A 25558-nucleotide genomic window follows, 5' to 3' on the forward strand; every position below is an offset into this window, starting at 1 on the left:
GCAAATTGTTCTGGATTATCATGAATAAACGTAGAGTAAAACCTGAGCATGAGCGCCGTGAAGAAATCATTAATGCTGCCTATGCAGTCATTTATGATGTGGGTTTATCCAACACTACTATTGCTCAAATTGCGAAAAAAGCACAGCTTTCTACGGGCATTGTGAGTCATTATTTTGGCGATAAACAAGGTCTCATTCACAGCTGTATGCGACAAATGCTCAAAGTTTTGGCTGAAACCACGGCGAGTTATAAAGCACAGGTTGCACAGCCGAGTCCAGAATATTTGCTCAAAGCCATTATTGATGCCAACTTTGACATCAGTCAGGTCAACAACACCGCCATGCGGGTTTGGTTGGATTTTTGGTCTGCCAGTATGCACCTACCCGACTTAGGTCGTCTGCAACGAATCAATGACCAACGTCTTTATTCGAATTTGAAGTTTCATTTTTTGCAACTCATGCCAAAGTCACAGGCCAGCCAAGCCGCTAAAGGGTTAGCAGCACTGATTGATGGATTGTGGTTACGTGGAAGTTTAAGTGGTCATCAAGCATTTGATCGTGATTTGGCACGTTCTATTGCATACGACTATGTGGATATGCAACTTCGCTTAATTCAACAGATACGGCAGGAGCAACAAAATGAATGATGTACAGCTTCATAAGCTTTATATTCACGGACAATATTTCAATGCCACCAGTGGTCAAACTTTTGACAGTATCAATCCTGCTACAGGACAGGTCATTGCCAGCATTCAACAAGCCTCTAAAGCCGACGTCGATGCAGCCGTACACAGTGCTGTACAAGGGCAACGTGAATGGGCTGCCAAGACGGCAGTCGAACGTGCCCGTATTTTACGTCGTGCAGTCGATATTTTACGCGCACATAATGATGAGTTAGCGCGTCTCGAAACACTCGATACAGGTAAAGCATTTAGTGAAACATCTACTGTGGACATTGTCACTGGTGCAGACGTTTTAGAATACTATGCTGGATTGGCGACCGCCATTCAAGGCGAACAAGTCCCTCTACGCGAAAATAGTTTTTTCTATACGCGTCGTGAACCTTTAGGTGTGGTGGCTGGGATTGGCGCTTGGAATTATCCTATTCAAATTGCACTGTGGAAATCGGCTCCAGCCCTCGCTGCGGGAAATGCCATGATTTTTAAACCCAGCGAAGTCACCCCCCTTACAGCCTTAAAACTAGCAGAGATTTATACTGAAGCAGGTTTACCTGCTGGGGTGTTCAACGTTGTACAAGGTTTTGGTACTGAAGTCGGTCAATCGTTGACTGAACACCCCGACATTCAAAAAATTTCATTCACAGGTGGTGTAGCGACAGGTAAAAAGGTCATGGCAAGTGCTGCTGCTTCTAGCCTCAAAGAAGTCACCATGGAACTTGGCGGTAAATCCCCTCTTATTATTTGTGCCGATGCCAACCTTGACCGCGCAGCCGATATTGCAGTGATGGCAAACTTCTTTAGTTCAGGTCAAGTGTGTACCAATGGGACACGTGTTTTTGTCCCTAAAAATTTGAAATCTGCATTTGAACAGGCTGTGATTGAGCGTGTCAAACGCATCCGCATAGGCGACCCTATGCAGGCTGAAACCAACTTTGGACCTTTAGTCAGCTTTCCACAGATGGAAAAAGTCTTGTCTTATATTGAGTCGGGCAAAAAACAAGGTGCGACTTTATTGATTGGTGGACAAAGGGCCACCGAAACAGCGTTCGCAAAAGGTGCATATGTATTACCAACTGTTTTCACCGACTGTCACGACAACATGCAAATTGTGCAAGATGAAATCTTTGGTCCTGTCATGAGTATTCTAAGCTATGACACTATCGAGGAAGCGATTCAACGTGCCAACAACACCAATTTTGGCTTAGCTGCAGGTGTGGTTACACAAGATATTTCCCAAGCGCATCGTATTATTCATCAACTTGAAGCTGGTATTTGCTGGATCAATACTTGGGGTGAATCCCCTGCTGAAATGCCTGTCGGGGGTTATAAACAGTCAGGTGTTGGGCGTGAAAATGGCATTACCACCCTTGAACACTACACCCGTATCAAATCCGTTCAAGTTGAACTGGGTGACTATCAAAGTATTTTTTAATGCTTAAATTTTAAATAACTCAATACCGTCTCAAATCTCTCTTTATTTCATCCTCAACTCAACAGGTGACCACGTTCTGCTAGGACGTGGCACTGCCATAGAAAAGGATCATTATGCATTCTCAACACTACGATTATATTATTATTGGCGCAGGTTCTGCGGGTAACGTACTGGCTGCTCGTTTAACCGAAGACCCCGATGTTTCCGTACTCTTACTCGAAGCAGGTGGTCCTGATTATCGCCTCGACTTCCGCACCCAGATGCCTGCTGCATTGGCCTATCCCTTACAAGGGCGTCGTTATAACTGGGCGTATTTAACCGACCCAGAACCTCATATGAATAACCGCCGCATGGAATGTGGTCGTGGCAAAGGCTTAGGTGGTTCATCCCTAATTAATGGCATGTGCTATATCCGTGGTAATGCCATGGACTTAGAACAATGGGCTAGCTTGAAAGGCCTTGAAAATTGGAGCTACGCCGACTGTCTGCCTTACTACAAAAAAGCGGAAACACGTGACATCGGTGGCAATGACTATCATGGTGATACTGGGCCTGTTTCTGTTGCTACACCTAAAGCAGATAACAATGTTTTATTCCAAGCCATGATTGAAGCGGGTGTACAAGCAGGATATCCACGAACGGAAGACCTAAATGGTTATCAACAAGAAGGTTTCGGCCCAATGGATCGAACCGTAACCCCGAAAGGTCGTCGCTCAAGCACCGCACGAGGCTATTTAGACATGGCAAAAGATCGAGCAAACCTAAGCATCATCACTCATGCCATGACCAATCGAATTTTGTTTAATGGCAAGCAAGCCATTGGGGTTGAGTATATTCAAGGGGCAAATTTAAACAATCTGCACCAAGTCTATGCCAATAAAGAAGTCCTGCTTTGTGCAGGAGCAATTGCATCACCGCAGATTTTGCAACGTTCAGGAGTCGGTGCAAGCTCTTTGCTTCAATCACTGGATATTCCAGTCGTGCATGACTTACCAGGCGTGGGTGAAAACCTGCAAGATCATTTAGAAATGTATTTACAGTACAAGTGCAAGCAACCTGTTTCTCTTTATCCCGCTTTAAAATGGTACAACCAACCTGCCATTGGCGCGGGGTGGCTATTTAATGGGACAGGAATCGGGGCAAGCAATCAGTTTGAAGCAGGCGGCTTTATTCGATCATCTAAAGACTTTGCTTGGCCGAATATTCAATACCATTTCTTACCTGTGGCGATTAACTATAATGGCAGCAATGCAGTCAAAGAACATGGTTTCCAAGCGCATGTAGGCTCAATGCGTTCGCCTTCACGAGGCCGTGTACAAGTAACCTCTAAGAATCCTTTCGACCATCCAAGTATCTTGTTTAATTACATGTCAACCGAACAAGACTGGCAAGAGTTTCGGGATGCCATTCGAATTACTCGTCACATCATGCAGCAGCCTGCATTAGACCCTTACCGTGGTGAAGAAATTAGCCCTGGAAAAGATGTACAAACCGATGCTGAGTTGGATGAGTTTGTGCGTAATCATGCAGAAACGGCATACCATCCTTCTTGTAGCTGTAAAATGGGTGAAGATGAAATGGCTGTAGTCGATGGACAAGGCCGCGTGCATGGTATGCAAAATTTACGTGTGATTGATGCGTCGATTATGCCACTGATTATCACGGGCAACTTAAATGCAACCACCATTATGATGGCCGAAAAAATTGCCGATCAAATCCGTGGTCAGCAGCCTTTAGCACGATCCACTGCACCCTATTATCAAGCGCTTGAAACTAACATAGTCTAGTTGATTGGATATATCGTAAGACCACATTATTAAGAGCCACTCTGGTGGTCTTATGACTCCTTTATATTTATTAGGTATCATAACTAGATATATTTTGAATATATTTTCATTCTTTTAATGGCTCAGTACTTCCGCATTATCTTTGCGGAAGTACTATGCTGTAATGACAGTAAAAAACAGGGTTATATTAGAGAAAAACTCTAGTTTATTGATTTATAGAAGAAATAAACTCACCTTAAATCACTGAAATTCATAAAAAATAAATTAACCATCACTCAAATTTATAGATATTATATCTACATTTATAATAAAAATTACTGAGTCAATACTTATTTCGTCTAAAATGGCAACCGATTGGAAATGTGTGGTTAAACTAAAAGGTACATTTTTTCTTAGTCTTAAGGATTCATGTATTTCACTCCCTCTCTTCTGAACTTTTAGTTTGCCACCATTTCCGTCAACCTCTTTTTTATTTTTGCTATTACCCTCTATTCGCTCTAAAGCGATGCAAAAACCTGCTCCCAAGGTCAAAATCGCATGAAAACTTTTTTAAAATACCTCGCGGTATTTGTCGTACTGCTTTTGCTTGCAGTATTGATTTTTTTATTCCGACCAACTGTGTCTAAAAAAATTCAAACCTCAAATAATGAACCTGTCGTTGATGCTGTCTTGGTTGGTGGCGGAATTATGAGCGCTACCCTAGGTACTTATTTGACTGAGCTTGAGCCAAACTGGCAAATTCGTATGTACGAACGACTGGATCAAGTTGCCCAAGAAAGCTCAAATGGCTTTAACAATGCTGGCACAGGTCACTCTGGCTTTATGGAAATGAACTATACCTCTGAAAAAGATGGCAAAATGGACATTACTAAAGCTGTAAAAGTTGCTGAACAGTTTGAAGTTGCAAAACAATTCTGGTCATACCAAGTCAAACAAGGTGTTTTAGGCAAACCAAATAGCTTTATTAACCCTGTTCCTCATATTGCATTTGTATGGGGTGACAACGTGAATTTCCTAGAAAAACGTTATGCAGCTATGGTTAAAAACCCAATGTTCTACGGCATGAAGTTCTCTGAAAATCCTGCCGAAATTAAACAATGGGCACCTTTGGTGATGAATGGCCGTGATGCAACACAAAAAGTAGCTGCAACACGTATGGATGTGGGTTCTGATGTGAACTATGGTTCAATCACCACACAATTGGTCGATCACCTTAAAAAGCAGTCTAACTTCCAACTGCAAACCTCAACTGAAGTAACTGGCATTAGCCAAAATGATGACAAAACTTGGACTGTATCATTCAAAAATTTGAAAACAGGTGCAACCAACCATGTCAAAACTCGTTTTGTGTTTATTGGTGCAGGTGGTGCAGCAGTTAAACTCTTGCAAATGACAGGTCTGCCTGAAGCAAAACAATATGCTGGCTTCCCTGTAGGTGGTGTGTTCTTAATGACAGACAATCCCAAAGTCACTGCTGGCCATACCGCAAAAGTCTATGGTCGTGCCGAATTAGGCGCTCCGCCAATGTCTGTTCCACATATTGATACCCGTTATATTGATGGTAAAAAATATGTGCTCTTCGGACCATTTGCGACCTATTCAAATAAATTCTTAAAGCAAGGTTCTCAGCTAGATTTATTAAAATCGACCACAAAGAACAATGTGCTGCCAATGACTGCTGTAGGCATAGAAAACCTTGATTTGGTGAAATATTTAGTGAGCCAAGTCATGATGTCTGATGAAGATCGTTTTAATGAGTTGAAAAAATACTATCCTGATGCAAAACCAGAAGACTGGCATTTGAATCAAGGTGGTCAACGTGTTCAAATCATTAAGAAAGAAGATGGTAAACCAGCCCAACTTCAGTTTGGTACAGAAATTTTCGCCTCTAAAGATGGTGCTGTAACCGCCTTGTTAGGTGCTTCACCAGGTGCTTCAACTTCACCTTATATTATGTTGAGCTTGCTTGAAAAAGCATTCCCGCAACAAGTACAAGGCCAATGGAACCCGAAATTACATGAAATTGTAAAATCGTACCAACAGGAGTTAAGCACAAATCCTGTCCTTCTTGACCAAGTTCGCCAGTACACAAGCACGACCCTAGGTTTGAAATACACACCTATGGCAAAAGCTGCGAATGACGAAACCGCTGCTGTAGCGAAAGCACAATAAGCCTTTCTAAAATACAAAAGGATGGACTTCGGTTCATCCTTTTGACCTTTCCCGTCGTTACTGCTTTTAATTATGTTTCTTTTACGCTCCGATGTATTTGCTGCATTTCATTCGCGCGATTTTTCCTTACTCAGTATCAATCAACTCTGTCTGGTGCTTGCTCTTGTTATGCAAGAAATTGCCATTAGTTACGCGCTTTATCAGATTACCCAAGACCCTTTAAGTTTAGGTTTAATTGCTGTTGCAGAGTTAATTCCATTTATTGGTTTTTCTTTTATGAGCGGTCATTGGGCAGATCACTATAATCGTCAGAAAATTTTACAATGCAGTTTCTGTTGGAGTTGTAGCATTCCATTACTCTTTATAATTCTTTTTAAAAGCTATGAAGAACAACAAATTACGCAGAATTTATTATTAATAAGTATCTATTTTCTAATTTTTTGCTTAGGCGTCATACGTGGAATTTACAGCCCTACATTCAATTCATTACGCCCTTTTTTAATTCCAACTCATGCACAAGCAAATGCTGCTACTTGGACAAGCGGTATATGGCAGTTCGGAGCAATCACAGCACCACTATGTGCGGGACTTTTACTGAGTCAGTTTGGACTCAAGTTCACACTTATGGTGGTATTCATCTTTTGCTGTTTAGGAAGTGTAAGCCTTTTACACCTTTCAAAACGTACTTTCCCAGCCACATTAGAAACCAAACTTCATCGTAGTTTAAAAGAAGCGTTGTACTTTATGCTGCAACAACGCGTGTTGTTTTGGAGCCTATTACTTGACCTCATTGCGGCATTATTTTGCAGCGTTGTAATATTACTGCCGATTATTACTCAAGACGTCCTACAGCTTGGTGCTGAGAGTTTAAGCTTATTAAGAGCGGCACCTGCCCTAGGCAGTTGTATTATGATATTCATTCTGCTGCATTTTTCTCCTGCGCGAAATGCTTTACGGAATATGTTGCTCATCACTACAGGCATAGCAACTTTGACGCTTGTGTTTGCACTCTCAAAATCACTTTGGCTTTCGTTCATCTTGTTAATATTCATCGGTGCTTTCGACTGTATTGGTATGGTTATACGTCAACACTTATTACAACAGCTTCCACCGAAACAACTTTTAGGACGTGTCGCTGCTCTGAATGGCATATTGGTGACTTCTGGAAATCAATTAGGAGGGTTACAAAGCAGTATTATAACCCGATATTTATCCATCACACCTGCTTTATTGATTGGTGCGAGTCTTTGTTTAAGCCTCTGTTTCATCAGTTACTTTCTTACCCGAAATTTACTAAAAACATCATTAAATCATGAGAAATATACAATACTTACAACAGAAAAATAGAAGCTTACAGAGAATATGCCTATGCTTATTTTAAGCGTAATGAGTTTGGATAAGGATTGATTTTTATGGCAAAAACAACCGAATTAACCCATCGACTTTATACGCTCATGTACTTTTTAATCATCTTTCTTATATTGGCGTATTGCGTACTCAATGCAATTTATACGGTCATTATTGGTGGAACTACTTTTTATTTATTTGCCAGTTTTATTTTAACCCTTCAATGTATTTTTGCATTACGCACTTCTCTGGACAGCCGTATTTACGCCAGTTTAGGAGTTGTACTGCTTATTATTGGGCTACTATATACACATGGACTGGACTTTCTAAACCATTTAAAAGCCATTGTGTTGGTTCCTGCTTTAATTTTAACTGCCTTTGGACTAGATAATTTATATAGAAAGCCTAACAGACTTGCCTGTCTTAAAATCGGACTGGTCATCAGCTTACTGCTCGTGGCTTATAGTCAATATTATGATTTAGTTGAACTGCAAAATTATTATGACTCTTTACATAACGGGGAGACTTGGCAGCAATTTGGCGCGTTATAACAACAACTCGAACAAAAAACTCCCCTTGTTAAAATTTTACCGGCCTACTTCTGATTCATCGTGTTATTGCATACAAAAAAACCGCCTTTAAGGCGGTTTTTACTAGTCTAAAATTGCAGACCAGAGTGAATAAAATGCCTGAATCTCTGATTCTAGAAATTCATCATTTTCAGCATCATAAACAAAAGATTTTTCTTCTAATAAGTATTCGCCATCTTGTTCACTAAGATATTTTTTTAAGAAAGTTTTAAAGTTATTTGCTCGATCTGGGAAAACTTGTTCTCCGTCAAAAAAGATCATAACAACCTCGAACTGCCTAAATTAGCTTAAATTCTAGCGTATATGTTGATTTTTATCAACATATGATAATTTTATGATAAATACATCACTGTTTTATAAATAAAAACTCATTAAATAGATGAAATTCATTGATAAAAATTTTGTAAAACCACAACCCCATAAATATGATTAATTTTACATATAAATAAATTAAATTGCTTTATGTATCATTATATTAATTTAATGTGATTTGTTTTGCATTTTATAGATTTACTTCTACAATGAAGAAAGGGATAAGAAAAAGAGGTTCAAAGCTCATGAATTTCGATGTATTCTTTTCTGACAAAGATCGTCATGAAGCGATTGATACAGCAAAGCAAATGGTATTTTTGCCAGAGAATTGTTATTTCCTAGAAAACCAAAGCCCAACAATAAACTTTTATCAAAATAATGATCATGAAATTTTTGCGAAAGTTGTTGTTTCATATCAAAATTGTGTAACTGAACTGATAACTGATAAACCCTTTACCTTAAAATTTCACGATAATGGAGTGCATCAATTTTGGGAATACGTAGATAATGGTTCTAAAGAGAATTGGCTCTTATGATGCAATATTTTTAGCATTTAACCCTACAATAAGAAAATAAAAAGGAAACTCTCCTTTGGGGGTTTCTTTTTTTATGTGCTGCGTCTTGAACTACTAAATTATTTAAAACTTTTAATCGGCCTCATCTTAATAAAGTCTTAATAGTCAATGGTGAGCTACATTAACAATGTGAAATCTAGAAGAATAAAACAAATAGTCTATCTTCTATCTACATTTGTTTCATTTTAGAAAAAGTGCAAAACATCAAATGTAAAAAAGCCAAACACTTACACAAACTTAAGGACTCTCAAATGGATGGACCTTAAAATAGACTGAAAAATCTGTTGGTCTAAAATAATAGTCATTAAAAAACCTCGTAACTCAATGAGTTACGAGGTTGAATTTGGTGGGCCCACCCAGACTCGAACTGGGGACCAACGGATTATGAGTCCGCTGCTCTAACCGACTGAGCTATAGGCCCTATATTGTTGCAAAACCATTATATTCAATAGTTTGGCTGTGCTGCAATACTATCTAACATTTCCCTATTGAGCAAGTATTTTTTGCTTGTAGACGCATAGTAGACGCTAGAAAATATTGTGCTATATTGCTAAATATTGCAATTGATTGCGATTCTAGCGATGTCATCTCAAAGAGTAAAGCTAACAAAGACATTTATTGATCAACTCGAACTGATGCCTGCTATCTACAGAGACAGTGACCTCATTGGCTTTGCTATTCGGGTAAATAATACCTATAAAACCTATATTGTTGAGAAAAAAGTCCTTGGTAGGACTGTACGCTCAACAATTGGTCTACATGGAAATTTAACCCTAGCCCAAGCGCGTCATATAGCCAGAGATAAACTTGCGCTGATGGCTCAGGGCATCAATCCAAATGAAGTTAAAAGAAAAATTATTGCTGAAGAAAAATTAAAATTAGATTTACTCAAAATTAAACCAACATTAAAACAAGCATTTGAGCATTACCTTTTATATAAAACCCTTAAGCCTAGAACAATTAAAGACTACACTATGGTTGTTGATAACTATCTAAAGGATTGGAATGACATAACACTGGATAAAATCTCCAGATCTATGATTCAAGCAAAACATTCTGAATTGTCACAACGAAGTTTGGCTCAAGCAAATATGGCGATGCGTGTTTTCCGAGCTATCTATAATTACTCAGTTGAGCATTATCGAGATGAAAATGACCAATCTATTTTGGATCAAGATAATCCGATAAATACACTGAATGCTAAAAAGGCTTGGAATAAAATTCGCAGCCGTAAAACCTATATTCATCAAGATCAACTCCCTGAATGGATTAAAGCAGTATTTGAATATAAAGACCGTGGTCAACAGCTAGAAACCAATCGGGATTTTTTACTTACCTTAGTTCTTACAGGATTCAGACGTGAAGAATGTGAATCTTTAACTTGGTCCAGTATCGACTTAAAGTATGGTCGAATCACCTTAATAGATGCAAAATATCGTGAACCATACACTTTACCTATGGGTGACTTTCTATTTACCCTCATGACAAAACGTTATGATCAAGCCACAAATGAATGGGTATTCCCTTCTGCCAAATCTACCTCTGGTCATATTGTAAATATTTCCAAAGTACGCCAGAAAATTAATAAATCCTGTGGCATTGAGTTCAGCTTCCATGATTTGCGTAGAACCTTTGGCGCTATTGCAGAAAACCTGGGCTATGATCAGTACACAATTGATCGCCTCCTGAATCACATTAATGATGATCGAGATAGAACAAGAGACTTTGTTCAAGTCAGCGACAGAAAATTAAGAGAAGCAATGAATACTATTGAAGATATTATTTTAGGTGATTACAAAAAAAGTTGAACGAAGGATACAGCTACCTTTTCTTCGCACCAAATGATAGTAAGCGAGTTACTGTTGATATGGAAAATATAGAAATTATGTTTCTATGTTACGAATAATTCTAACTCGGAGACATCCTCAGAATAGACAGCAAACAATCGGTTGATGATTTTCGCCCTTCTATTCATGTAAAAAACCATCAAATGATGGTTTTTTACGAATGAAAAAGTGACTTCCTATAGCGAGATTCGGAGACTGCTTTATAATTTCTTCCAAGTCATCATTGTCGTAGTGTTATCAGACTTTGACTTGCCGAAAACCTTCATTTGTTCACCAGTATTACTTAGGTCCGCATTAATAATATAAACAAGACCATTTTGTGGGTTAACCCATACCCCATTATTAAATTTATTTTTTGACGTTGCCTGCATATTAGTGAGGATTTCCAAACCAAACAAATATTTATTTTTTAAGGCTCCTGTACACTTCGTACAAACATCAGTGGCTGCCGTACCAGGTAATGCATACGACTTAGTGATGGCTGCACTATATTGTTGAGTTTTAGAATTCTTACGAATTGCAATTTCTGTAATGTAATTTCCTGATTTATCGTCAATTACCTTCCATGAGCCTAATAGTTGATCAACAGGCATTGCTGCTAAAAATTGAGTTGAACCTAACAATAAAGTCGAAGCAAATAAAATTCTAAATTTCATAAAATTGTCATATATTAAAAAGCCTCGGGATTATAGCAAAGCACATCCTCGATAGAATTATTATTTTAAATCATATGCATAGTTTGCTGAAATCGTATACAGCTTCGTTTTTTTGAATTTTTATAGATCTGCTTGAGCTTGTCATAGCGTATAGGAATTGCTCTAAATTAATTAGTGCTTGCAAATGCTGTATTAGTTTTTTACTCCCTGTTCTCACTCAAAAATTGCGTGTCATGTCCGAAAGATGAAATTCCATAACCATGAAAAGTACATAACCCAAACTCAACTTCACTCATTCATAAGAGCATAAATGATATGCGGTAGAGTCTGGGTTATGTCTAACGAATTACCAACCTAGCTGTTTATTCAAAGTAGCAGCATCGTAGTAGTCACCTTGATAAACAATTTTGTCGTTTTTAACACGAACAAAACTTACACCCTCAAAGTTAATTGGCTTATTTGTTGCTGGCGTATCTTTGCTCCATGCACCAGTGTTATTCCCTGTAAAGCGCCATTGGAAAGAAATACCATCTTTACTCACAATTGGAGCACTCGTCATTTCCCATTTCAAATTAGGCACAGCATTAATAAATACACTGATGACATTATCTCGTGCTGCCACTTGCCCTTTTTGTGGTGTGCCTACCGTAGCATCATAAAATACACCATCTTTAGCAAAATAAGAGGCTGCTTTGTTGGCATCATGTTGATTCCAAGCTTGCATATATGATGTAACGATTTGCTTAGGTGGTACAGCTGCATGAACAACTGTGACACCAGCCATCGCAGGAACTAAAATAAGCGCTTGTAAAATATTTTTCATGTATATTCCCTTCTGAAAAAATATGTTAATAAATGATGATTGCAGGTGCATCATGCGGAAAATTAATCTTCGTAAGCACTCATCACATGTTTAATACGGGTATATTCTTCAAAGCCGTAGCTTGATAAATCTTTGCCATAACCTGACTTTTTAAAACCGCCATGTGGCATTTCAGCAGTAAGCGGAATATGGGCATTGACCCAAACCGTACCAAAATCTAAATCGCGGCTAAAACGCATACTACGGCTGTGATCATTGGTCCAAACACTTGAAGCAAGACCAAACTCAACATCATTGGCTTTGTCTAATGCGTCTGCTTCATCTTTGAAGGTTTGAATCGTCACAATTGGTCCAAAAATTTCATTTTGAATGGCTTCATCGTGCTGTTCTAAACCACAAATGATGGTCGGCTCGAAATAGAAACCAGAGTACTGAGTCACTTGTTTACCACCTGTGACAATTTTGGCATGCGCTGGTAAACGATCTAAAAAGCCTTTTACATGTACAAGCTGGCGTTGGTTATTAAGTGCGCCAAATAAAGCTGTTTCGTCATCTGGCAAACCGCAATGAATTTGCTTGGTTTTAGCAACCATTTTTTCCACAAATTCATCAAAAATACTTTCTTGGACTAAAACTCGTGCTGCTGCGGTACAGTCTTGTCCTGCATTAAAGAAACCCGCTACGCTGATTGCATCTGTTGCTTTTTCTAAGTCAGCATCTTCAAATACCAGTACAGGTGCTTTGCCACCAAGTTCCAAATGCGCTTTTGCTAAATTACTTGCAGCAGAGGCAGCAACTTGAAGTCCTGCACGCACTGAACCTGTAATTGAAACCATTGCAGGTACTGGATGTGAAACAACTTTTGAACCTGCATCTGCCAAACCTAAAATGACGTTAATGGCACCTTTAGGGAAAAACGGAGCTGCAATTTCAGCAAGTTGTAAAGTACTATTTGGGGTGGTGTCACTTGGCTTTAATACAACGGTATTACCAGCAGCTAAAGCAGGCGCAATTTTCCAAACTGCCATTAATAATGGGTAGTTCCATGGTGCAACTTGGCCTACCACACCAATAGGTTCACGACGGATACTTGAAGTAAAACCATCTAAATACTCAGCAGTTGCCTTCCCTTCTAAGCAACGAGCCGCACCCGCAAAAAAACGGATATGATCAACAGATGTTTTTATTTCTTCTGCGGCGATCATGTGTTTAAGCTGACCTGTTTCTATACTTTGCGTCTCTACCAGTTGTTCTGCATTTTTTTCTAATGCATCCGCAAAGTCCAATAATGCCTTTTGACGCATTGAAGGTGTTGAACGTCTCCAAACTTTAAATGCAGCTTTTGCGCAATCGTAGGCATAATCTACATCTTGCTGTGTCGCATTTGGCGATTGTGCATAAATCTGACCGTTCACAGGGCTAATTAAATCAAAGAATTCAACCCCTGTTGTTTGAACAAATTCACCGTTAATAAAATGCTTTAATTGTTTAACGTGCATTTGAACAAATCCATTCGCCTGTCCTAAATTTTCACCAATATGTAGGTCTGTCATGCAATTTCCTTATTCAGCAATTTAAATAAAATATCTATCTATTCACCACAAATGCTTATTTATTATTTATGATTTTTTTTGTCAAGAATATTTTAAACACAAACCAAGACAAACCCATCCTAAAATTATAATTAATATACTTACATTTTTTCATTTTAACTTTACATTTTTATTTTAACTTTACATTTTTACATAATGTAAATTTACTTCAATATATTGATTTATTTAAGTTTAATTAAAAAAATAAAATAAACCAATCAACAGACATTATATAAAAAATAACATAATAATACGGCAAAAAAATTATTTTAAAAAAAATTGGCTCCTGCTCCAATTAATAAATTGGCTCTCGTTTGTAATTATAAAAAAAGACAAATTAGACTACGTAAATGTATAGTGATTTGAATCTTTAATATCAGGGAATAAATGATATTAGACCTCAAATCATAGAAAATGGATTTCATTTAAAATCAGGAAATTTTATTGATCTTCATCAAAGGATTAAATTTTCTAGATTCAAATTGAAAACCTTTTATACCCAAAATATTCCACGCTCCCAAAACAGGATTGGGAAAATTTTAATACTTAGGTATTGAACTTTATTGCTAAATAAGGAAATTGCATGAATGACCTTCCTATAGGTGAAAATGTAGGACAAGAAACGAGTTCTTCGTCTGTCCAAAATTCACAATTCGAACGATCAATTGGATTGATCTCTAATTTCTCACTTGGTTTTACCTATTTATCGCCTTTAACTGCTGTTTACTCACTCTTTGCCCTCGCGATTACACTTGCTGGCCCTCCATCAATTTGGTGGATTATGATTGCTGCTTTTGGTCAATTATTAGTTGCAATCGTATTTGGTGAAACAGCTTCACAATACCCTATTACAGGTGGACTTTATCCTTGGGCTAGACGCCTATGGGGGAGAAAATATGCATGGATGGCTGCATGGGTTTACCTTTGGGCATTAGTCGTTACCGTGACTTCTATTGCTGAATATAGTGCAGGATTTGTTGCCTCATTATTCCAATATGAACCAACAGCAATGAATTGCTTACTCACGACCATCGTATTGTTAATCTTATGTATGGTTGTAAATATGTCTGGCACCAAAAACCTTGCACGTGTTGCTCGAATTGGCTTCTGGTGTGAAATAGTGAGTGTAATCGCGTTGGGGATCTACTTATTGATTTTCCATCGTGCTCAACCGTTTTCTATTGTATTTGACACCATGGGCGTTCTTGCACAAGATGGTTCATACACCACAGCATTCTTCTCTGCTTCACTACTTGGCTTATTCATGTTCTTTGGTTTTGAAGCCTGCGGTAACGTCGCTGAAGAAGTCAAAAATCCAAGCCGCCAAATTCCTGTGGCAATGATTTTAAGTATTGTTTTCGGTTGTATCTCTGCAATGGTTTCGGTATTAGGCTATTTACTTGCATCACCAAACTTACAAGCGATTGTAAATGGTCAAGTGACTGATCCTATTCCATTTATTTTACGTGATGCATTAGGTACGCATGGCGCGAATCTGTTTATTGTAATTGCCATCATCGCAATGCTCTCTTGTATCTTGTCTTTGCAAGCTGCACTTAGCCGCCTTCTATTCTCTTTCGCACGTGACCAAATGCTGCCTGGCAATAAATGGATTGCAAAATTATCGAAGCAAAATGTACCTGATAATGCAATGATTTTAAGCTGCTTATTGCCTTTAATTTTCTGTGTTGTGGTTTATTTCTCACCCGATAACTTGGCACGAATCACTGCCTTTGCTGTCATCGGTATTTATGTTTCTTTCCAAATGGTTGTATTTGCTGCGCTGAAAAACCGCTTAAAAGGTTGGAAACCTGCGGGCGAGTGGAGTGTCGGTGCTTGGGGCTTGCCAATCAATGCTCTTGCTCTGGCATATGGTGTAGTTGCAATTTATCTACTTGCTCAACCTGCCGATGTCCCTTCTTTCTTTGACCGTTGGATTGTACTGATTGGTTTAGGTTTCGTAATTGTCAGTGGTTTGCTCTACATGTTTATTGCAAAACCTTATGGCAAATCACAAGCACCTGAAAATGATGCAATTGCACATGCGGCTAAACTACGCCAAAAACGTAATGCAACTTAATTCTTCTTCATAAGAAGCAAGGTAAATCCATCATTCAACCGTAAAACTTGTCTTTATAGCGTGTTGAAAACACATGTTCAGAGCGTGGTAGCTAAAGAAATGAGTTCTTTGAATACTGCGCTCTATAGACATTTATACCTTATTTACAGCTTTTTAAGTCATGGATGACTTTTCCAAATGATTTAAAACGATTTACAGGTTTTAATACATGGACAATCGCAGTATTAACATTCGCAAACTCACATTAGCTCAAGTCATTATTGTGGGTATTGCTTATATGACCCCAATGACTGTTTTTGACACTTTTGGGATTGTGTCGGACATTACCAATGGTCGAGTTCCTCTCGCCTACTTGTTTGCCCTCTTCGCTATGTTACTCACAGCATTCAGTTATGCCCGATTAAGCCAGCAAACTGAGCGCCCTGGTTCTGCCTATACCTACACCGCTGAAAGTTGTGGAAATTCAGCAGGTTTCTTTGTTGGATGGTGTTCATTATTAGACTACATTCTGCTGCCTTTAATTAATGCCTTATTGGCTGGAATTTATCTACATGCCTTAATGCCAGCAATACCTTATGCGGCATGGGTATTTGTTGCGGCAGGATTGGTCACTTTAGTAAATTGTTTTAGAATTCATATCCTTGCAAACCTTTCCCTCCTCTTTGTATTCGTACCATTAATCTTACTTGTCGTTTTTATATATCTGGTGATTAGTGGCATTGGTTCTAATGGATATGAGCATGTACTAACTTTAAAACCATTATTTAATGGTGATACCAGTATTGTGCCATTAATTACGGGCGCATCTATTCTGTGTTTCTCATTTTTAGGTTTTGATGCTGTAACAACGTTATCTCACGAAACTAAAGATCCCAAAAAAACCATTCCTCGCGCTGTCATGTTGACCACATTATTGGGCGGATTTATCTTCATTTCGGCATCATGGTTTATTCAGCTTTACTTCCCTGATAACGCCCGTTTTAAAGACCCAGAAGCAGCTTTACCAGAAATTGCTTTATATGTAGGCGGTGCCTTATTCCAAGCATTATTTTTGGTTGGACAAATCATGAATACTGTTGCCTCTGGATTAGCTTCTCATGCTAGTGCAGCACGCTTAATTCATATCATGGGTCGCGATGGTATTTTCCATAAAGGCATTTTTGGTTCTGTGAACCATAAATTAGGTACTCCTTTATATTCTGTGCTCACGATCGGTATGGTTTCTATGACAGCGATGTTTTTAGATTTATCTACTGTTCTGAATTTAATCAGTTTTGGTGCCTTAATTGCATTTACGGCTGTGAACTTCTCTGTATTTATGAAGTTTTATATACATGAAAAACAACGTTCAGGCTTTAAATCATTCTTCTTAAATCTTTTTTTACCCGCGTTATCAGTACTATCCCTCGTTGCAATGTGGCTCAATCTTGAGTCCAGTGCACTACATTTTGGTCTCGGCTGGCTAACTGTGGGTATCGTGTTGTTTGTGTATAAGAAAGTTCGCAAACAAAGTATCGTCCTGAGCAATGCTTAAGCTTATTTACCAAATTTAAAAAGAGAGTTCCATATGTCTATCGAAGTGACTAAACCCATTTTACTCAACGATGTCACATTTAAAGCCAGCCAATATCAACAAACTGGTAAAGAATGGAACTGGATTGCAGCTTCACGCGGTCAGTTCGAACATCCTGCCAACTACTATGAAAGTTCATTGCAAGATTGGCATACTTTTAATGTACTGAATGCAAATATCGAGTGTGATGTGCTTGTGATAGGAGGTGGACTATTAGGAACCTCGACCGCACTGCATTTGGCAGAACAAGGTGTAGATACGGTACTGGTTGAAAAAAACCGCATTGGTAGTGCCGCTTCTGGGCGTAATGGTGGACAACTCACTCCTGGCTTGGCACGCTGGGAGGCCGAGACCATGGCAGAGCACTTCAGTTTTGCAGATGCAAAAAAATTGTGGCACTTTACCTCTACAGAAGCGATGTCATTAATTGACAACATTAGTGAAAAATATGACCTGAGTTTGCAACGCAAACGCGGTCATATCACGGCTGCGGTTCATTCAGGACATTTAGATGCTTTACGTGAAGGTATGCAAGCACGTGAATATTTAGAAGAAAAAAATACGTCCATGCTTAGTCAGGATGAATTGCATACGCATATTCGTTCTGAAAATTATTTTGGTGGCTTGTTGGATCATCTCGGTGGTCATATTCACCCCCTAGCATTGACCCGTGGTTTGGCTTATGGTTTTTGTCAAAATGGTGGCAAAATTTATGAGCAAACTGAAGTGCAGTCTATTCAAGAACGTGCAGATGGTATTTATGTTACGACAGCGAATGGCGTGATTAAAGCACGTAAAAGTGTGGTGATGGCGGTGCATCATGCGTCGTTTACACTATTGGAAGAACGTAAACAAACCACTATTCCTTTTTATACCTACGTATGTACCACAGCACCGTTGGAACTTGATTTAAAAGAATTGTTACCAACTGATATGCCTGTTTATGACACGCAGTTCCAGATCGATTATTACCGTGGTGTATCTCAAAACCGTTTATTATTTGGGGGTGAAGGCACAGGTTCTTGTTGGGATGCACAGCAAACTCATGACTATTTATTGGGACGTATTAAACATGTATTCCCTCAATTAAAGCAGGTTGAGATTGACTTTGTTTGGAGTGGAAAAACGGACTTAACCGTGAATGGTGCAACCGATAGCCGTAAGTCTGGCAATAAATTTCCAATTTATGCAGTTCACGGTTGGAGTGGTCATGGAGTGGCGCAAACAGTACGTATTGGTAAAGCCATTGCCGACGATTTCTGTGGTCAATCGGATGACTTTGAAATGCTGACCAAAATTCAGCACATCAATATTCCGATGGGTCGTACCTTAGCACCGATTGTGATTCCAATTGCCAAAAGTATGTATGGCATTGGAGCCATGATTAATCCAGGGAAAATGGTGTCTTTCTAATTCACTTTGAGATCAGTTCAAAGGCTGCCTATGTGCAGCCTTTTTATTTATATCATTATTCTTTGTACACGACAAAAAAAGACAACTCATTGAAATAATGGCATAATACTTGTTTTCTGACGACGAATATGATGACACATTTCAATGAGTTACATCTCATCTTAAACAAATATCTAAAGTGGAACAAGTCACGTGTAAAATGTTTTACACTGATTATGCTGGCATTAATTGTAAAACAGACATGTAATCTTTCTTCTGCATCTAAAGCCTTACCCATCACGTGCTTACCACAATCATTTTATCGACGTATACAACGCTTCTTTGCAGATCAGTATTTCGATTATCGTCAAATTTCTCAGTTAATTTTCAATATATTTTCATTCGATAAAGTCCAATTAACTTTGGATAGAACCAACTGGAAATGGGGAAAACGAGATATCAATATCTTGATGTTAGCCATCGTCTATCGTGGAATAGCGATACCTATTGTTTGGACATTGCTCAATAAACGTGGAAATTCAGATACAAAAGAGCGTATTGCTTTGATTCAACGCTTTATCTCCATTTTTGGTAAAGATCGTATTGTGAATGTGTTCGCAGACAGAGAATTTATCGGTGAGAAATGGTTTACATGGTTAATTGAAAATGACATTAACTTCTGTATACGTGTTAAAAAAACTTTATTGTGACCAATCACTTAGCCAAGAATCATAAAATTAGTGATTTATTTCGTCATCTTCAAGTTGGTCAAACAGAATGTCGTAAACGACGTATTTGGGTTGGTCGAGTGAAACTGTATATTAGTGCGCTACGATTAGAAGATGGAGAACTTTTACTTGTTGTTTCTCCTATGTTTAATGCTTCTGCTATTGGTGATTATGCATTACGCTGGGAAATCGAAACCTTATTTAGTTGTCTCAAAGGACGTGGATTCAATCTTGAAAATACTCGTTTAACAGACCCTAGACGAGTCAAGAAATTGATAGCAGTGCTAGCGATCGGTTTCTGTTGGTGCTATTTAACAGGTGAATGGCAACATGATCGAAAAAAAGCGATAAAACTAAAGAAGCATGGACGACTTTCAGTAAGTTTATTTCGCTACGGTTTGGACTATGTTCAGATGGCTATTCTACGTTTGATTGGTTTTGGAAAAAAAGAAGAATTTAAGAAAGTGCTAGCAATTTTAAGAAAGAAAAAGCCTGATAGGACAAGGGCCCTATGAAATTTGTCGTGTACAGAGATCATTATTATTTTCTAAGCTGCCTACATGGCAGTGAACCGAAACCGTCCAACTTGAGGACGGTTTTTTATTTTCTAAGCTGCCTGCATGGCAATGAACTACCACGTGAACCAACACGCACGATTGAGTTATTTCTAAGCTGCCTGCATGGCAGTGAGCATACCCAACGGAACCCGTTTAAAGATTAAAAATTTCTAAGCTGCCTGCATGGCAGTGAACGCAGGTAAAACCCAAGTCACCGTACCCATTGTTTTCTAAGCTGCCTACATGGCAGTGAACTTGAAGTTAAGTCAAGTGCAAGCTCAGTTACGTTTCTAAGCTGCCTGCATGGCAGTGAACACCATAGATGAATTTGTATTTCCCTTGATCTATTTCTAAGCTGTCTACATGGCAGTTAACACTTAGACGACTTCATTACACAATTCTTGTACTTTCTAAGCTGCCTACATGGCAGTTAACTTTGAATTGGCACCTAAAACAAAGATTGAAGGTTTCTAAGCTGCCTACTTGGCAGTTAACTCACTAGGGTTTAACACATATAACGGACTTTTTTTCTAAGCTACCTATATGGCAGTGATGATGGCGATATGCCAGTGCTCGAATTACTAAGCTGCCTACTTGGCAGTGAACATGTCGCGTCAAAGCTCACAAATGCTGGGTTTTTTCTAAGCTGCCTGCATGGCAGTGAACAGACCAATTGCAGGGTAACTGCCTAAACTCATTTTCTAAGCTGCCTGCATGGCAGTGAACTTGCCGCTTTTTTAAGGGCCATTTTCTGCTTATTTCTAAGCTGCCTGCATGGCAGTGAACCACTTAAAACCTTATATGACAACGGTTCACTATTTCTAAGCTGCCTGCATGGCAGTGAACTTCGTATTACCGAAAGGCTTTTGTCCTTTGATTTTCTAAGCTGCCTGCATGGCAGTGAACCCTTATAAGCGAAAACAGAGCGAAATAGAACATTTCTAAGCTGCCTGCATGGCAGTGAACCGACCAAACCAAATTTTGTTTGGAAACTTCTTTTTCTAAGCTGCCTGCATGGCAGTGAACATCATCAATGGATAAACTTTGGTAGTGCCTGGTTTCTAAGCTGCCTGCATGGCAGTGAACTTTACATCACAATGGCGACCCTGTTTTACAGTTTTCTAAGCTGCCTGCATGGCAGTGAACTCTACAATTGGCGTATCCCCTTCTTTGAAATTGTTTCTAAGCTGCCTGCATGGCAGTGAACACTGAGCTTATCTTGCTCAATGCCCATCATTTTTTCTAAGCTGCCTGCATGGCAGTGAACCAAGTCGCGTTGACGAACTTCTAGCACTTGAGTTTCTAAGCTGCCTGCATGGCAGTGAACCAGTGTTGTCTCCGAACGATGCCAATTGGTCAGTTTCTAAGCTGCCTGCATGGCAGTGAACCAGTATCACCCTTGATACCTTGTAGTCCTTGTTTTCTAAGCTGCCTGCATGGCAGTGAACGTAAAACCAAGGAAGAACTACTTGCGCTTGAATTTCTAAGCTGCCTGCATGGCAGTGAACAGTAATTTTATAGCAAAAAATAAAGTTATAACAGTGAGTTAAACCTAAAAATCCATAAAAGACCCAAGTTTTAACTCACGTTTATAACCTATTGATTTTATTAAGCTGTTAAAGAATGAAAAAATATTGGGTCAAAATTCAGGAACACTGGATTCCGAACTTAAACCATAGGTACTAAAAACCTGACTTTCAGATTGTTCAGCATTTTTCTTTTCTATGAAAAGTTTAAATACTTGATCAGACGTTAAACTTTTCATTTGAATAAAAGGCAGATCCGTTGTTGTTACAACATTACTATAACGAGCCAATGCTTCATCAAAACCAATATCACCACGTTTTACACGATGTCGAGCCAAACGTTCAGCATTGGTTTTTACCTGTTTACGTTTATAAATAGCATAACCTTTTATATTCTCTGGGACTTCTCGAATAGAAGTGATGTGAACATAATCAGTTAATCGATCTAACCATTTTTTAAGATCAAGTTTTTTCAAATCAGCTTCATTTTGAGCAAAAAGTCGAAGCTTTTTACCTAAATTTACTTTTGAATTTTTATCATTTTTCTCAAATAGATATTGAGGAAAAGACACACCAAGATCCACCTTATTATTTGTATCTTTTATTTCAGCCAAAGCAATATGCAACTGCGTATAGAGCTTTGACCAAATGAAATACAAGGAAATCTCGGCTTGATCAATCAGCGTGATTTCTTGGTAATATTTCATATTTAGTCCTTAGCACTTTGACCGAATACACCACCACGGACTAAAACAGCCATAACATAGTGTTCCTGTTCAGCATTTTCTAACTTTTCACCCAACGCATATTTATCAAAGAGTGTAAAAAAGTCTTTTTTCTCTTTTGGGGTACGATACGCTTTGCCTAAATTCGTTACTGCACCATAGGGTTCAATTGCAATAGCCATTTGTTTATCTTCAAATTCTGGATACCATGTATCAATAGTACGTAGTGCATTTCCAACTTTTTGAGAGTGCATTGCCGCGACATCATTGACTTGATATAAAATCTTACTTTTATCGCCTTTACCTTTATCCAATACAAGTTCTTCACTTGGATAAACTTCCTGTGCTTTACCCACCAGAGCATAAGCTTCAACCTTTAAAAGTAAATACGGCAATTCACCCTTTAAAGCAGCAGCGATTTGGTCAGCTAATGCCTGAACTTGACTATCAACAGTATCAAAATCATGAAGTGAATAATCAAACGCATTAAATGTAATTGATGGTTGATCATTGGCTGTTACAACCACTTCTACTTTTTCAGCCCCAACACGGTTACGCCATAAAAAGCGACCATTTGCAATATTCAATGCATAGCGTTTTGCAAGTTCAGTAAAACCATATTGCTGAATATAGTCTTTTACCACAGTTTCATAGGACTTAAAGAACGTTTCATTATTACAAGCAGATGGTTTTTCTACGCCACCCAACACTTTTAAGCTAAATGAAACTTTTAATGTATCCTGACTTTCACCAAGTGAGCAAGCATCTACTTTTTGTAAATTGGCTTTTTCCACTTCAGCATTTAACTTCATCGGGTCGCCTGCTACAGCAGGTTTTAAACGGTTTGAAATAGTTCCTCGTACAGATTTTTCAATCAACTTTAATGCTGTTTGTTCAGCACGATTATCCCAATTTGTCCCATAAAAATACCCATCAGATGGGACTAATTTCTTTTCAAATGCTAAGACACTTGCAACTGCTTTTTCATTTTTAGCCATGAATTTTATTCCTTAATAAATGATTTAAATCGTTGTTGTTGCGTTTTGACAAAGGTATAAATTATTTTCTAAATCAACATGATATTGCCATAACAATTGATCCATACTTTCTATGCGATAAGGCATGATAAATTCGCCCAACGTAATCACACTTTCTGCAAAACGATGTGGCGTATTAACGTCACGTTGATTTTTCGCTTGCCCTAATTCAGAAATCCCCTGAAAGCCAACAGCAATTGGAACAAGCCAACCCATAGTTTTGCGTTTAGATGACCATGTGACTTTGCCATTTTCATCTTGTGTGGAACTATGTGTGACTTTTAAATAATCAAGTACAGCATCTAAGGCATCTTTGCCTTCATTCATACTTTCAATAACCAAATCACGGCGTTCAATCAGCACATGACCGAGCATTAATTTATTTAAAAGAGGCTTGAGTTGCTGATTTTGGTCTCCATCTTCATCAAAATATTGCAAGCTACAATTTTTCACTGCCAATACATCGCCACTGGCAAATTTCATACTCAAAATTAATTTTTGCACATCTACCAATAACTGTTTTTCTTCATCAGGATCTAAATTTTGACATTCAATTAACAGCGAAACTTCAAGGTGACAACGTGCTTCTTCAATAAAAGCAGGTCGATTACCATCTTTATCAAGCGGATTGGCTGTTCCTACAATGGAGTGAACAAAATCTCCTCGCCCTTTATAAGTTTGTAAATCAAAGTGATGGCAACTTATCGCAACTTTATCTAAAATAATATTGGTGTAACCTTGAGCCTGTAGTTTTCGTTGCAAGGCATGTATCGCGCCAAGCCATGCTGTCATCGCAGGAAAGCCAATGGTATATGGGCTACTCATGGCATTGGCATTTTGAATTTTTAAATGTGAAATAAGTAAGAAGTTACGCATTAGAAAAACTCCTTCGTTTGTTGTAAAGATTTTTCAACACGTTGTTTGACCTCTATCAATTCTCCTGCTCCAAGCGTAAAAGAACCCTCGATAGACTTTTCATAACTTCGTAAAATCCAACGTGCAATTTCACGGCTTAATTCATCACGCCATTCATCATCTTGTTCACGTTCATTTTCATAAAAACCGTCTAACCATACACGTTGTAATTTTGGCAAACTTGCATAGTAATCTTCGTTCGACCATCCTTCAGCATAGCTTTGTCTAATTTTAAATGCCTGAAATATCACTTGATCAATCACAAACTGAATGATGTTGCGAATTGCTGTACGAATCTCAATATTATTCAGATTCAATTGCATAAAATTATGCAATTGAATAAAACTTTCTTGAAAATTTTTACGATATAAACATTGAGCAAAAAAATCTGTCTTCGGTAATCGAATAGCACGTTTTTCAAAAAATGGTGGGCTACTGGATAAAAGATAAGCCCTTCCTGCATTTTGACTATTTAATACACTGACATTTTGTGGTTGTGTACCGCCATAAGCCGTCACTGTTAAATCATAAATATCAGCATAACCAACATCATCAAGTTCATTTTTTTTACGTCGATCTTTTGCCAGTTTTGTTGCATCTGAAAATCGTATTGCATCAATACTTTGCTTTAACTTGGTGATTAATCCTGATGGCGTAAGTAACGAAAGTAAATGGTATTTTTTTTCATCAATTGGAAAATAAACCTGCTTGACTAAATGATCTGTTTTTACTGATGTATCATTGTCTTTGATCACAAGAAAAGCTAAGCGTAAAACATCAAAGTCCAAAGAAGAACGTTGAATGAGTTGCTTTAAATCTTCATCCTGTTTTTCAAAGGCATCTAAAACAGTTTGCCCATTATCCAAATTAACTGACAAAAATTTGAAGACATCCATGGCCGCAGCATTACCAAAAACATCTAATGGATAATCCACATTACCACTACGTAAATATCCATCAACTGCATGCTTTGCCTGCACAATCACACCAGATGTTTTCGCACTAGGGTGACTAAATTTACTTGGATGGCTCACCATCGAAAGTTGACTGACTCGCTTAGCGGCATCAGGCAACCATTCTTGTAAACTAAACCGTTCATTGGCTTGCTGCTGTAATTCAGCAATTACCGTTTCATTTTCTGCTTTTTTTAACCGATCTTTGAGCCACAGCTCTTTTCGTTCATTTAAAAATGCTTCAATACTTGCTGTCATT

21 protein-coding genes, 1 tRNA gene and 1 CRISPR repeat array are annotated in these 25558 nt (G+C 38.4%); of the genes, 12 read left to right on the forward strand and 10 right to left on the reverse strand.

Annotated elements, in window-relative coordinates:
* Positions 1-20 precede the first annotated feature (20 nt).
* The 3 genes from betI to betA all read left to right on the forward strand — a co-directional run bounded on the left by betI (position 21) and on the right by betA (position 3899).
* Positions 21-647, forward strand: a complete 627-nt coding sequence (betI, locus tag C3F34_RS00230) for a transcriptional regulator BetI (RefSeq protein ID WP_044739499.1) — start codon at positions 21-23, stop codon at positions 645-647.
* Entirely contained in the window at positions 640-2112 is a 1473-nt protein-coding gene (gene betB / locus C3F34_RS00235) for a betaine-aldehyde dehydrogenase (RefSeq protein ID WP_044739498.1), read from the forward strand. Before betI ends, betB begins: the two co-directional genes overlap by 8 nt.
* A gap of 113 nt (positions 2113-2225) precedes the next feature.
* Positions 2226-3899 carry a choline dehydrogenase gene (gene betA / locus C3F34_RS00240; protein WP_044739497.1) on the forward strand — a complete coding sequence of 558 codons (1674 nt, stop codon included), beginning with the start codon at positions 2226-2228 and terminating at the stop codon, positions 3897-3899.
* Positions 3900-4163: 264 nt separating this feature from the next.
* Here the strand turns inward: betA and C3F34_RS00245 are convergent, their stop codons facing one another.
* The gene (locus C3F34_RS00245) at positions 4164-4424 is read right to left on the reverse strand and encodes a hypothetical protein (protein ID WP_026440967.1); all 261 of its coding nucleotides are present in this window, start codon (positions 4422-4424) and stop codon (positions 4164-4166) included.
* 12 nt (positions 4425-4436) lie between these two features.
* On the opposite strand from C3F34_RS00245, the gene mqo reads away from it, so the two are divergent.
* From mqo to C3F34_RS00260, 3 genes are all read left to right on the forward strand, one after another.
* Positions 4437-6071, forward strand: a complete 1635-nt coding sequence (gene mqo, locus C3F34_RS00250; protein ID WP_044739496.1) for a malate dehydrogenase (quinone) — start codon at positions 4437-4439, stop codon at positions 6069-6071.
* A gap of 72 nt (positions 6072-6143) precedes the next feature.
* Positions 6144-7418, forward strand: coding sequence for an MFS transporter (locus tag C3F34_RS00255; protein WP_104440794.1), 1275 nt, complete (start codon positions 6144-6146; stop codon positions 7416-7418).
* Positions 7419-7483: 65 nt separating this feature from the next.
* Positions 7484-7969 (forward strand): hypothetical protein, encoded by a 486-nt coding sequence (locus tag C3F34_RS00260; RefSeq protein WP_104440795.1) that lies wholly within the window; start codon positions 7484-7486, stop codon positions 7967-7969.
* Positions 7970-8071: 102 nt separating this feature from the next.
* Here the strand turns inward: C3F34_RS00260 and C3F34_RS00265 are convergent, their stop codons facing one another.
* Entirely contained in the window at positions 8072-8269 is a 198-nt protein-coding gene (locus tag C3F34_RS00265; protein WP_016167557.1) for a hypothetical protein, read from the reverse strand.
* A 296-nt stretch (positions 8270-8565) separates the two neighbouring features.
* Between C3F34_RS00265 and C3F34_RS00270 the strand changes: the two genes are divergently transcribed.
* A complete protein-coding gene (locus C3F34_RS00270) occupies positions 8566-8856 on the forward strand; it encodes a hypothetical protein (RefSeq protein WP_044739493.1) in 291 nt (96 codons plus the stop codon).
* Positions 8857-9239: 383 nt separating this feature from the next.
* Here the strand turns inward: C3F34_RS00270 and C3F34_RS00275 are convergent.
* Positions 9240-9316, reverse strand: a tRNA-Ile gene (locus C3F34_RS00275).
* A gap of 160 nt (positions 9317-9476) precedes the next feature.
* Here C3F34_RS00275 and C3F34_RS00280 point away from each other — a divergent pair.
* Positions 9477-10703 (forward strand): site-specific integrase, encoded by a 1227-nt coding sequence (locus C3F34_RS00280; protein WP_104440797.1) that lies wholly within the window; start codon positions 9477-9479, stop codon positions 10701-10703.
* Positions 10704-10942: 239 nt separating this feature from the next.
* Here C3F34_RS00280 and C3F34_RS00285 read toward each other — a convergent pair whose 3' ends face one another.
* The 3 genes from C3F34_RS00285 to C3F34_RS00295 all read right to left on the reverse strand — a co-directional run bounded on the left by C3F34_RS00285 (position 10943) and on the right by C3F34_RS00295 (position 13720).
* A complete protein-coding gene (locus C3F34_RS00285; protein WP_016167542.1) occupies positions 10943-11398 on the reverse strand; it encodes a DUF2147 domain-containing protein in 456 nt (151 codons plus the stop codon).
* Between the two features lie 346 nt (positions 11399-11744).
* Complete coding sequence (locus C3F34_RS00290) at positions 11745-12221, reverse strand: ester cyclase (RefSeq protein WP_044739491.1); 477 nt, start codon at positions 12219-12221, stop codon at positions 11745-11747.
* Positions 12222-12283: 62 nt separating this feature from the next.
* Positions 12284-13720 (reverse strand): gamma-aminobutyraldehyde dehydrogenase, encoded by a 1437-nt coding sequence (locus C3F34_RS00295; RefSeq protein WP_026440972.1) that lies wholly within the window; start codon positions 13718-13720, stop codon positions 12284-12286.
* Between the two features lie 676 nt (positions 13721-14396).
* On the opposite strand from C3F34_RS00295, the gene C3F34_RS00300 reads away from it, so the two are divergent.
* From C3F34_RS00300 to C3F34_RS00315, 4 genes are all read left to right on the forward strand, one after another.
* A complete protein-coding gene (locus tag C3F34_RS00300; RefSeq protein ID WP_104440798.1) occupies positions 14397-15893 on the forward strand; it encodes an APC family permease in 1497 nt (498 codons plus the stop codon).
* Positions 15894-16101: 208 nt separating this feature from the next.
* Positions 16102-17427, forward strand: coding sequence for an APC family permease (locus C3F34_RS00305; protein ID WP_016167538.1), 1326 nt, complete (start codon positions 16102-16104; stop codon positions 17425-17427).
* A 33-nt stretch (positions 17428-17460) separates the two neighbouring features.
* Complete coding sequence (locus tag C3F34_RS00310; protein ID WP_171284943.1) at positions 17461-18879, forward strand: NAD(P)/FAD-dependent oxidoreductase; 1419 nt, start codon at positions 17461-17463, stop codon at positions 18877-18879.
* A 131-nt stretch (positions 18880-19010) separates the two neighbouring features.
* Positions 19011-20101 (forward strand): IS4 family transposase gene (locus tag C3F34_RS00315; RefSeq protein ID WP_104442269.1). Its coding sequence is split into 2 segments (ribosomal slippage): positions 19011-19551 and positions 19551-20101, totalling 1092 coding nucleotides; the frame shifts between segments, so codons are not numbered across the junction.
* A 29-nt stretch (positions 20102-20130) separates the two neighbouring features.
* Positions 20131-21651: a CRISPR direct-repeat array (repeat unit 28 nt; unit sequence TTTCTAAGCTGCCTGCATGGCAGTGAAC).
* 131 nt (positions 21652-21782) lie between these two features.
* Here C3F34_RS00315 and cas6f read toward each other — a convergent pair.
* The 4 genes from cas6f to csy1 are packed head-to-tail and all read right to left on the reverse strand — an operon-like array spanning position 21783 to position 25557.
* Complete coding sequence (gene cas6f, locus C3F34_RS00320) at positions 21783-22376, reverse strand: type I-F CRISPR-associated endoribonuclease Cas6/Csy4 (protein WP_104440799.1); 594 nt, start codon at positions 22374-22376, stop codon at positions 21783-21785.
* 2 nt (positions 22377-22378) lie between these two features.
* Positions 22379-23392, reverse strand: a complete 1014-nt coding sequence (csy3, locus tag C3F34_RS00325) for a type I-F CRISPR-associated protein Csy3 (protein WP_104440800.1) — start codon at positions 23390-23392, stop codon at positions 22379-22381.
* 24 nt (positions 23393-23416) lie between these two features.
* Entirely contained in the window at positions 23417-24307 is an 891-nt protein-coding gene (gene csy2 / locus C3F34_RS00330; protein ID WP_104440801.1) for a type I-F CRISPR-associated protein Csy2, read from the reverse strand.
* Complete coding sequence (csy1, locus tag C3F34_RS00335; RefSeq protein ID WP_104440802.1) at positions 24307-25557, reverse strand: type I-F CRISPR-associated protein Csy1; 1251 nt, start codon at positions 25555-25557, stop codon at positions 24307-24309. The genes csy2 and csy1 overlap by 1 nt, the downstream gene beginning before the upstream one ends.
* Between the last annotated feature and the right edge of the window lies 1 nt (position 25558).

It is taken from the genome of Acinetobacter sp. ACNIH2, from assembly GCF_002934965.1.
Classification (GTDB): domain Bacteria; phylum Pseudomonadota; class Gammaproteobacteria; order Pseudomonadales; family Moraxellaceae; genus Acinetobacter; species Acinetobacter tandoii.